Below are 9,976 nucleotides of genomic sequence, written 5' to 3' on the forward strand. Positions count from 1 at the left end.
CGTCTATTGTACGCTCTAAATCAATATCAAATCATCTTAATGTTACAACTCAATGACGCTATCGAAAAATCGTTTTATAAATCAGGCAGCGTCCGTAGCCTTGGGGGGGAAATAGGCTTTGGATATTGCTTCATGAAGTTCTCCAAAACTGATCTGCAAATTATCGATGAAATCATGAAGAACGTTATTATCCATCTTTTCCAACGGCATTTCCAAAAGCGCATTATTGATCTGTTTAAGAATTTTTAACGGTGATCGGTTTTTAGGTAATCGCGAAAGATTGAAGCTGATGTTCTCCGTGCAATAGCTAATTGAACGTGGAAATCTACTGGTTCTGAAGAGAAATTCTAAAACATCCACTCGGCGAACCCGAACTTGCATATGTTGGCGATACATCTGATGTGCGCTAAGGGATTTAAGCATACTCACCCACAGTATATCCTCGAAAGGGGCAAGCTCAGGGGCATCTTCAGGAATTGGATTCTCTGATCGTACGTCGATAATACGGGTTGTCATATCGGCACGTTCAAGTTTTCGCCCTAAATTGAGAAAATGGTATGCCGTGTCGTGATTCATACTGCCAGCCAAAAGACCGGTCATTAGTTGAGAACCGGTAATGATATGCTGCAGATAACTTTCCCTGCCATGACGGGAAAAACTGTTCTGTTTACTCTCGAGGGCCGTTTGATAGTAACTGTTGATCGATTCCCAGGCTTCTCGGGGTAATATTTCACGAATGGTGCGGGCATTTTCCCTTAGCACTGAAAGGGTGCTGATGATTGAACTGGGATTGGATTCATCACTGATCAAAAAGTTGGCGACACGGCGTTCAGTAAACTCCGGATGACGTTCCAGATAGGATTCATGACAACCCAATAGACGGATCAATACATCCCATCCGGGGGCAACCCCTGAAGGGAGATCAAGCGTTAGATGGGTATTGACCGTAATCAGACGTGCTATGTTTTCAGCCCGTTCCTGATAGCGCCCAATCCAATATATAGTCTCTGCAACTCGGGAAAGCATCGCTCGCTCTTACCTCAATTATGTCCTGAATGCACCTTAATCAACTATCGACAATCCAAGTGTCTTTACTGCCTCCTCCCTGGGATGAGTTTACCACCAGTGAGCCTTTGTTCAGGGCTACTCGGGTCAAACCACCCGTTGTGACCTCCATATTTTTACCACTGAGAATAAATGGACGAAGGTCTACATGGCGAGGCTCAAGCATGCCACGTGATACTGTTGGTACTGTGGAGATGCCCAGGGTTGGTTGTGCAATATAGTTTCGGGGATTGGCTTTAATCAGTTTACGGAAGGTTTGCCGCTCCTGCTTGGTTGATGCGGGACCGATCAACAGGCCATAGCCTCCCGACTCATTCGCCGGTTTCACGACCAACTCCTTAAGATGTTCTAAAACATATTCGCAGGAGTCTTTATCCATACAACGCCATGTTGGGACATTGGGCACAATGGGTTCCTGGTCGAGATAGTAGCGGATGATGTCAGGTACAAAAGAGTAGACAACTTTGTCATCAGCAACACCGGCGCCTGGGGCGTTGGCAAGGGCGACATTCCCTGCTTTCCAGGCCCGTATCAATCCAGGTACACCTAATAATGAATCTTTATCAAAGATCTCGGGGTCGAGAAACAGGTCATCAATACGGCGATAGATTACATCAACCCGTGACAGACCCTCGATATTGCGCATATAGACACAATCATCCTTTTCAACCACCAGATCCTGTCCTTCAACAAGTTCACATCCCATCTGTTGCGCCAGATAGGCGTGTTCAAAATAGGCGGAGTTATAGATGCCAGGTGTAAGTACGACAATTTCCGGATTATCACCGGGGCGGGGGGAGAGTGCCGCCAAAGTATCAAAAAGTTCTGAGGGATAGTCATCCACTGGCAAAGGACTGTAGGTTTCAAACAGTTCCGGGAAAACTCTTTTTGTCACCAGGCGGTTTTCCAGCATATATGAGACCCCGGAAGGTACCCTTAAATTATCTTCCAGGACATATACCTTTCCTTTGTCGTCCCGTACCAGGTCACTACCGCAGATATGGGCCCAGATGCCAAGAGGTGGGTTAATATCAATGCACTGCTCGCGGAAGTTTTCCGAATCTGCCAGCACTTCGGCAGGAAAAACTTTATCCTTCACAATCTTCTGTTTGTGGTAGAGGTCGTCAATGAAAAGATTCAAAGCCTCTACACGCTGCTTCAGCCCGGCTTCGATATCATCCCACTCCTTTTTAGGGATCAGGCGAGGGATTATGTCAAACGGCCAGACCCGGTCGATGGAACCCTCTTCCTGGGTATAGACCCGAAAGGTAATCCCCATCTGCTTTATAGCCAGCTCAGCACCAAGTTGTCGGGATTCGAGCTCGCCTTCATCAAGCTTGCCCAGGTAACTGATCAGCTTGCGGGCATAGCCTCTTGCGTTGCCATTTGGTGTGATCAGTTCATCGAAGAAGCGATGGTTTTCAAAGGAGTCTCGATTAATCGTCATCATGTGTCTCCCGACGGAGTGGCTCTTAAGTCCAGGGTATGGGGGAAGTCAGGATTGACCGGTTCCTTAGTCAGATCGATCGTTCCTCCAGTGTGGCCCTGTTCATGAAAGCGGGCAAGACGTCTTGCCTCAGCTTCGTAGGCATTGACTGGAAAGCTCTCTTCACTCCGTCCGCCAGGGTGAGCGACATGATAGGTACATCCACCCAGGGAACAGCGATTCCAGGTATCAACCACTTCAAACACTAATGGCGCATGACTACTGATGGTGGGATGTAATCCGGAGGGTGGCTGCCAGGCTTTAAAACGAACACCCGCAACATATTCACCCTGGGTGCCTGTGTTGCGCAGAGGTAGAGGCCGACCATTACAGGTGATTGCATGACGGCCGGGTGTCACCCCATTGATCTTGGCTTGTAAGCGTTCAACTGAAGAGTCCACATAACGGGCTGTACCCTGAGCAGTCACCTCTTCACCGAGTACGTTCCAAGGTTCGATGGCAAAGCGCAACTCCATCTCAATATCATCGACGTTGATGGTGCCGTATCGGGGGAAACGGAACTCAAGGAAGGGTGAAAACCATTCACTCTCAAAACCAAAACCCGATTTGCCCAGGTCTCTGACCACATCGGCCAGATCCCGTTCGATATAGTGGGGCAGCATGAAGCGGTCATGCAGTTCAGTTCCCCAGCGAACTGGTTCTCGCTCGTATGGGGTATCCCAGAATCGTGCTATCAAAGCGCGCAACAACAACATCTGTACTGCACTCATCTGTGCATGAGGTGGCATCTCAAAACCACGGAATTCAACCAAACCCAAGCGCCCACTGGGAGAGTCAGGGGAGTAGAGCTTATCGATACAAAACTCAGATCGATGAGTATTTCCGGTCAGGTCAACCAACAGATGTCGAAGGATTCTATCGACCAACCAGGGGGCGGGGGTTTCACCAGGTGGGATCTCATTGAAAGCGATGCCGAGTTCATACAGTGCATCATCTCTGGCCTCATCCACCCTTGGGGCCTGTGAGGTAGGGCCGATAAACAGACCGGAGAAGAGGTAGGAGAGTGCAGGGTGGTGTTGCCAATAGGTTAACAGACTGCGCAGCAGATGTGGTCGGCGCAATATAGGGCTGTCTCCAGGATCAGCGGCACCAATGGTAATATGATTGCCACCCCCGGTGCCGGAATGACGACCATCCAGCATATATTTTTCAGTACCAAGACGGGACTGCCGAGCTTCCTGGTAAAGGGTTTCGGTCATGCCTACAAGATCACGCCAGTTATTGCTGGGATGAATGTTGACTTCGATGACACCGGGATCGGGTGTGATCTGAAAGCGTTCCAGGCGGGGATCCTTTGGTGGTTCGTATCCCTCCATAATCACTGAATAGCCAGTCTCAACTGCTGCTGCTTCAATGGCATTGATCAGGTCAAGATAGTGTTCGAGATTGGTCAGGGGCGGTAGGAATATATAGAGATGGCCATCTCTGGGTTCGACACACAATGCGGTCCGGATCAGGCTCTGATTCTCATCTTTACTCTTGAACAGTGAAGGGTCATCAGCAGCTTTTGGTTTTGCTGGAAGTGGTGTTGTATGGCCGCTTTGGACCATACGCAGCCGATCCCGTATTTCCGGCTGTAGTTCCCGTTCATCAAAAGGGTCTCGGGGATGAACAGCATGACGTTGTTGCTCTTTTTCCCAACGCAGGGAATCCAGAGGCAGCCGATAACCCATGGGTGAATCACCGGGTATGAGAAACATTTTGCCGCGTCGAAAATTCCAAGGATTACTGACCCAGCTCTGCTGACGATAATCCCAGGCTATGGGTAGAGTGAAGCCGACGATCTTCTGCAATCCCTGCTCGAAGATTTTACGCACCCGGTCACGATCGAGAGGATCTTTTAACTTGTTGTCCAGTGCATCCACATTGGTTGGTAATGTACCTTCCTTCCAGAGGTAGTAGAGATTGTCTTCCAGCCCTGGAACGACATAGCGATCTGGCAGATGAAGATGATTCTGAATCTTCTCAATCAGAAGTTGAGCGTGCTGTATAGAGTAATCACTCGAAGAGTCGGGCTGATCGAGAAGCTCCGGGTGATACCAGGTTGGTTGATTGTCCTTGCGCCAGGCACAGGTGAGTGCCCAACGGGGCAGGGGTTCTCCCGGATACCACTTGCCTTGGCCGTAGTGGAGTACAGCATCTTTTGCAAAGGCCTTTTTCAGTCGTTGCAGTAGCTCCCCGGCTAGTTGACGTTTGTGCTTCCCCAGTGCGGCAGTATTCCATTGAGGGCTCTCCATATCATCAATCGAGACAAATGTCGGTTCACCTCCCATAGTGAGTCTGACGTCGCCTCTATCCAACTGCTGGTCAACGAAATCGCCAAGAGTGAGAATCTCCTGCCACTCCCTGCTGCTGTAGGGTTTGGTTACTCGCGGATCCTCATGAACACGGATGACTTTGTTTTCGTGATGAAAGGTGACTTTACACTCATCAGTAGCCCCCTCTATGGGCGCAGCACTTATTGGATCTGGTGTACAGGCCAGTGGAATATGTCCCTCTCCTGCAAATAATCCGGAGGTTGGATCAAGCCCTACCCAACCGGCACCAGGTATGTAGACTTCAGTCCATGCGTGTAAATCGGTGAAATCTGCTTCCGGGCCAGATGGGCCATCGAGTGATTGCTGGTCGGCAACAAGCTGAACCAGATATCCGGATACGAAACGTGCCGCCAAGCCTAAATGGCGCAATATCTGAACCAGTAGCCAGGCACTATCACGACAGGAGCCACTCTTTTTGGTCAGGGTCTCTTCGCAGCTCTGTACACCAGGCTCCATGCGGACTGTGTAGCCGATATCCTGTTGCAGTCGCTGGTTAAGCTCGACCAGATAGTGAACAATGTGAGGTCCTTGCGCTCGCTCTTCCTCTGTTGATTTGTCGAGTTGGTAATTGAATCCGACCGGATCTGCTTTCAGAGCCTTTAACCAAGCGGATAAATGAGGCCCCTTCTCTTTGATTTCGAAATAGGGGAACAGCTCTTTATTCAACTGTTTTTCATAGCTGAATGGATAGTGTTCACACTCCTCCTCGACAAAGAAATCGAAAGGATTGATAGTCACTAAATCAGCAACAAGATTGACTTCGATAACCAGACTTTTTGTTTTTTCAGGAAATACACAGCGTGCCACATAGTTGCCAAACGGATCCTGCTGCCAATTCAGAAACTTTTTTTCTGGCTCTACAATCAAGCCATAGTGGTGCAGTGGCGTTCGCGTGTGGGGTGCGGGACGCAGACGTATCACGTGTGGAGCTAGATTAACCTGACGATCAAAGTGGTATTCTGTGCGGTGTTGAATGGCGATGCGTACTGACATGGTGCGTCGTGTGCTCCAGATTGGTGCTGTTGCTTTGCACTGAATACCTATTTCAATGCTTGGGGAGAATTATTGCAGTTTTTATGCCAGTGTTGTAACTCATTTGAGGGGCAAAAGGTTGAGTAAATGGTATCCACAGCTTTCCAGTTTGTATTAAGATGCAAGGCCAGAAATATCCTGCTTAAAACAGATCTATACCCAAAAAACTTTATAAGGTTACTCTATGACGTATTGTCTCGGTATTTGTGTCAAGGATGGCATGTTGTTCGCTTCCGACTCCCGTACCAATGCCGGTGTAGACTATGTCACCTCCTATTCGAAAATGCATCTCTTCAATCCGGCGCCGGATCGGCTGTTTGTCATTCTGTCAGCAGGAAATCTGGCGACTACCCAGGAGATTGTGAACATAATCCAGCGGGATATTGATTACCCAACAGGAGTCGATAGTCTACTGTCAGCAAGATACCTCTTCGAAGCGGCAGACTATGTGGGACGTGTCAGCCAGCAGGTTCAGCAGCAACACAGCAGCGTGCTTCAACAAGCCGGGGTCAGTGGTGAGGTATCACTGATACTGGGTGGTCAGATTCAAGGACAGCCCCATGGTTTGATGCTGATCTATCCGCAAGGTAACCATATTGAGGCCTCGAAAAGCACACCCTATCTGCAGATTGGTGAGACCAAATATGGAAAACCGGTACTTGATCGGGTATTGAGCCACGACTTGCCTCTGAATGATTGCGCGCGTCTGGCACTGGTTTCACTCAGTTCCACAACAATGTCCAATATTACTGTGGGTCCACCCTATGAGCTTTCACTCTATCGAGCAAATGATTTCCAGCTTGCCAGTCGGTGTAAGTTTGAAGAGCAGGGGGAGTACCTCAACGAGCTTCAGGCAGCCTGGACCAATGGTCTGATCCAGTCCTTTGCCAATCTTCCTCGCTTTGAATGGGAGACTGCGGAAATTCAGTCAAGTCTTGAGCTTAATCAATGTCAAGATCAGACTTCAGAGCCAGTTAAAAGCTATGACTGAATTTTTAGGGAACTTCATAATAAATCAGGGCGATTCTCACTTCTGACGTAAACAAGTCAAGCTCATGCTTAGTGGTCGGCATACCTGCTATGGCGTATCCTGATCTCTGGTTGAAGTCGGAGGATACCGTCTTCCCCCAGAACGCCTACTGTCTTATCAAAACGGTTCTTCAGCAAAGTCAGCACTTTCCCTGCTTGTGCTCTTCTGATGCAAACCAATTTCCAGCCGAATTTCTTCAGGATAGACATTCCGTCGACTTGTTTTTCATTGATATACATCTCAGGAGAATTGGGGATTGGCCCCAAACCTACGCGTTTTTCTAATGACATCACATCTTTCCCCTCGACATTGAGATTATTCAGTCATTTTCTGACATTATTATTTGTTCGATCATGTTGGGTAATTTTGATCTCCCTATCTGGATAATAGCGCAAAATAATATCTAGATGTTCAATATATAAAATATGAAATTAAATCAATATGTTATTAAGTGGTCGGTGATTCTTGAGTCGCCGGTTGATGGGGATTATGAGTAGCGAATGACACTCAACAGGACTCACAGGAAGATGCCAATATGACCGTAAACACCACTACTCTCGTCTCAGGTCCAGTCTATGGTGATGGGCTCACCACCCATTTTGAGTTTTCGTTTCCTCTGCTCGATCCTGCGCATGTTGTGGTCACTATGATCGCAGCCAATGGATTTAAAATGATACTGGCCCAGGGAGATGACTATACAGTGACTCTCAACCTGGATCAGGAAAACAACCCTGGTGGTGCAGTGGACTATCCCGGCAGCAACGGCCCCCTGGCGATGGATGAATCACTGCTGATCCAACGTGTTGTAGATCTGCTTCAAACCACTGATTTGAGAAGTCAGATCACCTATAGCCCCGAACTGACAGAGCAGGCGTTGGATAAGCTGACCATGATGGTGCAGCAGACAAATCGAGCCCTGGTAACAACTGAAGCTGCAAAAGTTGCGGTCTTGGGATCAAGTGAAGTGGTATTTCCGTGGCGGGAGACCTGGGTTGACCACATCAATGGGGCATTGGCTGTAGAGGGGGTGAATGTTGTATTCAATCATACCGGAGCGGGTGCAATAACCTATCAGTACGCTCTAAACAGAGCAGACCCATTGACAGGTCAGACCTATGCCGAGTTTACCAGCCAATCGAATCCTGATGCCATCATCGTTGAGCTAGGTATAAATGACGCCATTCTTGGCTTGGGTGGCAGGTCTCAGACAGAGATGATTGCTGATGCACAGGCACTCTTTGGCTATTTCAGGGTGCACAATCCTGATTCTCTGCTGATCTATTCTAGGTTGGTTCCATACGATGAAGAGCGCCATTCAAGAAAACCGATTGAGAGGATCAAGAAAAAGTACTGCGTACCTGTTATGCATGAGACCAGTACCCAGCCAGGTGAATCGGGGCTCTACACTTCTGAATACGAAGAGGTCGACAAGCTACTCTCACCTCGCATGCAGGAGAGGTTGAGGGATTGGAAAGCCCTGGATGCAGAGTGTCGTAGTCTTGCAGATGTGGTGATCAACACTAACTACTTTCGCCCCGCAAGGTTGGGGTTACTCTCACACGATCGATATCACCCAAACTCCTGGGGACACTACTTCATCATGAGTCGCGTATGGGAAGCGCTACAGACCAACAGCACAATCCGAGAAACCCTCCCGGCGCTGAAAAATATCAGGAAACTGGGTGATTTTACTGACTTTGATCTGTTATGGAGTTCAGCAATCAAGCTTGATATCGGCAGGGATGGCTATGATGTCGATACAAAATACCTCTCTGGCAGAGAGTATCCCATGTGGCTGAATGTTTATGGTGATACCAACCTGATCTACAACATTAAATACTGGGCAAATGAGCAACGCCCAACCATCGGCCTGACCGAGACTATAGACAGATCCAAAGATGATCTGTTTTTAGTGGTGTTGAACAACTTATGGCCTGATTATGAGATCTCAACAAAGCTCTGGTTAGATGGAGTCTCAGAGCCATCCAACTGGAATAGCAATAACCCTCCAACATTGGTTTCAGCAACGGGTGCGCATATCAGCTCACTGCAAAATATTGGTTTGGCTGCGGGGAGCTGGCATATCAAATACAGGATCGGCAATGATGTCTTTGGTCCGTTTGATGTTGAAGTTCAAGGTAACTATCCTCAGCCCGCCAGAATTGTAGATATTGTCAGCTTGATTCGAACAGAGAGTATGCAACTGCTGGGTGGGGGTTGGCACAACATTCCGTTTACAAATACAGTCACTATTCGTGAGATAGATGAAGCGCCAAGCACAGTTATTACTGGTGAGAGTGATGGTGCAGTTACCATTGTTGATCAACAGGGATATAGCAGTTTCAAGCTAAGAGGGTTTTGTACTATTAATGCAACCGATATTGGTCAATATCAACTCTCATTTTCAAGAGCGCCCGCAGGTCAATCCCATGACAGGATAGTCAGCGATGTGGTAATTAAAAAAAGTGATACATTGGAGAGCATACCTCTATCATTCGAGAGTATCTGGCTACCGATACAGACAGGCGGGGAGACATTATACTTAACCTTGAATGTGCCAGGGGGGGCGGAGATTGATGGAAGCAGTGGTATAGGTGTGCAAATTGAGTTGAGATCGTGATGCAACTGCTAGCCAGGTCCTAGTAGACATGATGTGATAATAGGCTGTATCCCACTTACTTAAACTATTACGGCTGTAGCTGATTCATTGCTGTTGGTTTCTATTGCTGATTGATATTTGAGTTGAGGCATGAAAAAGCATCGTAAACCAGAGGGTCACGGCTAGAAAAAACTTACAAGTCATCAGTATCTTGAATAGGTGGGGAGAGAAACTCCCTTCGGGAGAGGGGGAGAATGAACACTCTATTTTCCCCAACAATCAGCAAGATAAATATGAACGATCAATGCAGTTTTTCTCTTTCAATCACATGAAACGCTTCGCGTACACCCTCTCCCCAACCCCTCTCCCGTAAAGGGAGAGGGGCTTTCAGAGTTGTTCTGAGAAGATTGAAAGTTAATGGGACA

General features: G+C 47.9%; 6 protein-coding genes. 2 read left to right on the plus strand and 4 right to left on the minus strand.

Going from position 1 to position 9,976, the window contains the following annotated elements; all coding sequences use genetic code 11:
• Window positions 1–81: 81 nt before the first annotated feature.
• Genes AC4IE7_RS19820 through AC4IE7_RS19830 form a run of 3 tightly spaced genes read right to left on the minus strand, consistent with a single transcriptional unit; the run spans window position 82 to window position 5,883 of the window.
• Complete coding sequence (locus AC4IE7_RS19820) at window positions 82–1,026, minus strand: alpha-E domain-containing protein (protein ID WP_490778603.1); 945 nt, start codon at window positions 1,024–1,026, stop codon at window positions 82–84.
• Between the two features lie 40 nt (window positions 1,027–1,066).
• A complete protein-coding gene (locus AC4IE7_RS19825) occupies window positions 1,067–2,512 on the minus strand; it encodes a circularly permuted type 2 ATP-grasp protein (RefSeq protein WP_490778611.1) in 1,446 nt (481 codons plus the stop codon).
• On the minus strand, window positions 2,512–5,883 hold the full coding sequence (locus AC4IE7_RS19830) for a transglutaminase family protein (protein ID WP_490778604.1): 3,372 nt from the start codon (window positions 5,881–5,883) through the stop codon (window positions 2,512–2,514). The genes AC4IE7_RS19825 and AC4IE7_RS19830 overlap by 1 nt, the downstream gene beginning before the upstream one ends.
• A gap of 223 nt (window positions 5,884–6,106) precedes the next feature.
• On the opposite strand from AC4IE7_RS19830, the gene AC4IE7_RS19835 reads away from it, so the two are divergent.
• Window positions 6,107–6,913 carry a proteasome-type protease gene (locus AC4IE7_RS19835; RefSeq protein WP_490778605.1) on the plus strand — a complete coding sequence of 269 codons (807 nt, stop codon included), beginning with the start codon at window positions 6,107–6,109 and terminating at the stop codon, window positions 6,911–6,913.
• A 68-nt stretch (window positions 6,914–6,981) separates the two neighbouring features.
• Here AC4IE7_RS19835 and AC4IE7_RS19840 read toward each other — a convergent pair whose 3' ends face one another.
• The gene (locus AC4IE7_RS19840; protein WP_490778606.1) at window positions 6,982–7,242 is read right to left on the minus strand and encodes a hypothetical protein; all 261 of its coding nucleotides are present in this window, start codon (window positions 7,240–7,242) and stop codon (window positions 6,982–6,984) included.
• 245 nt (window positions 7,243–7,487) lie between these two features.
• Here AC4IE7_RS19840 and AC4IE7_RS19845 point away from each other — a divergent pair, with 245 nt between their 5' ends.
• On the plus strand, window positions 7,488–9,572 hold the full coding sequence (locus tag AC4IE7_RS19845; RefSeq protein WP_490778607.1) for an SGNH/GDSL hydrolase family protein: 2,085 nt from the start codon (window positions 7,488–7,490) through the stop codon (window positions 9,570–9,572).
• Window positions 9,573–9,976 lie beyond the last annotated feature (404 nt).

The organism is Candidatus Thiodiazotropha sp. AKAK3 (assembly GCF_058244645.1).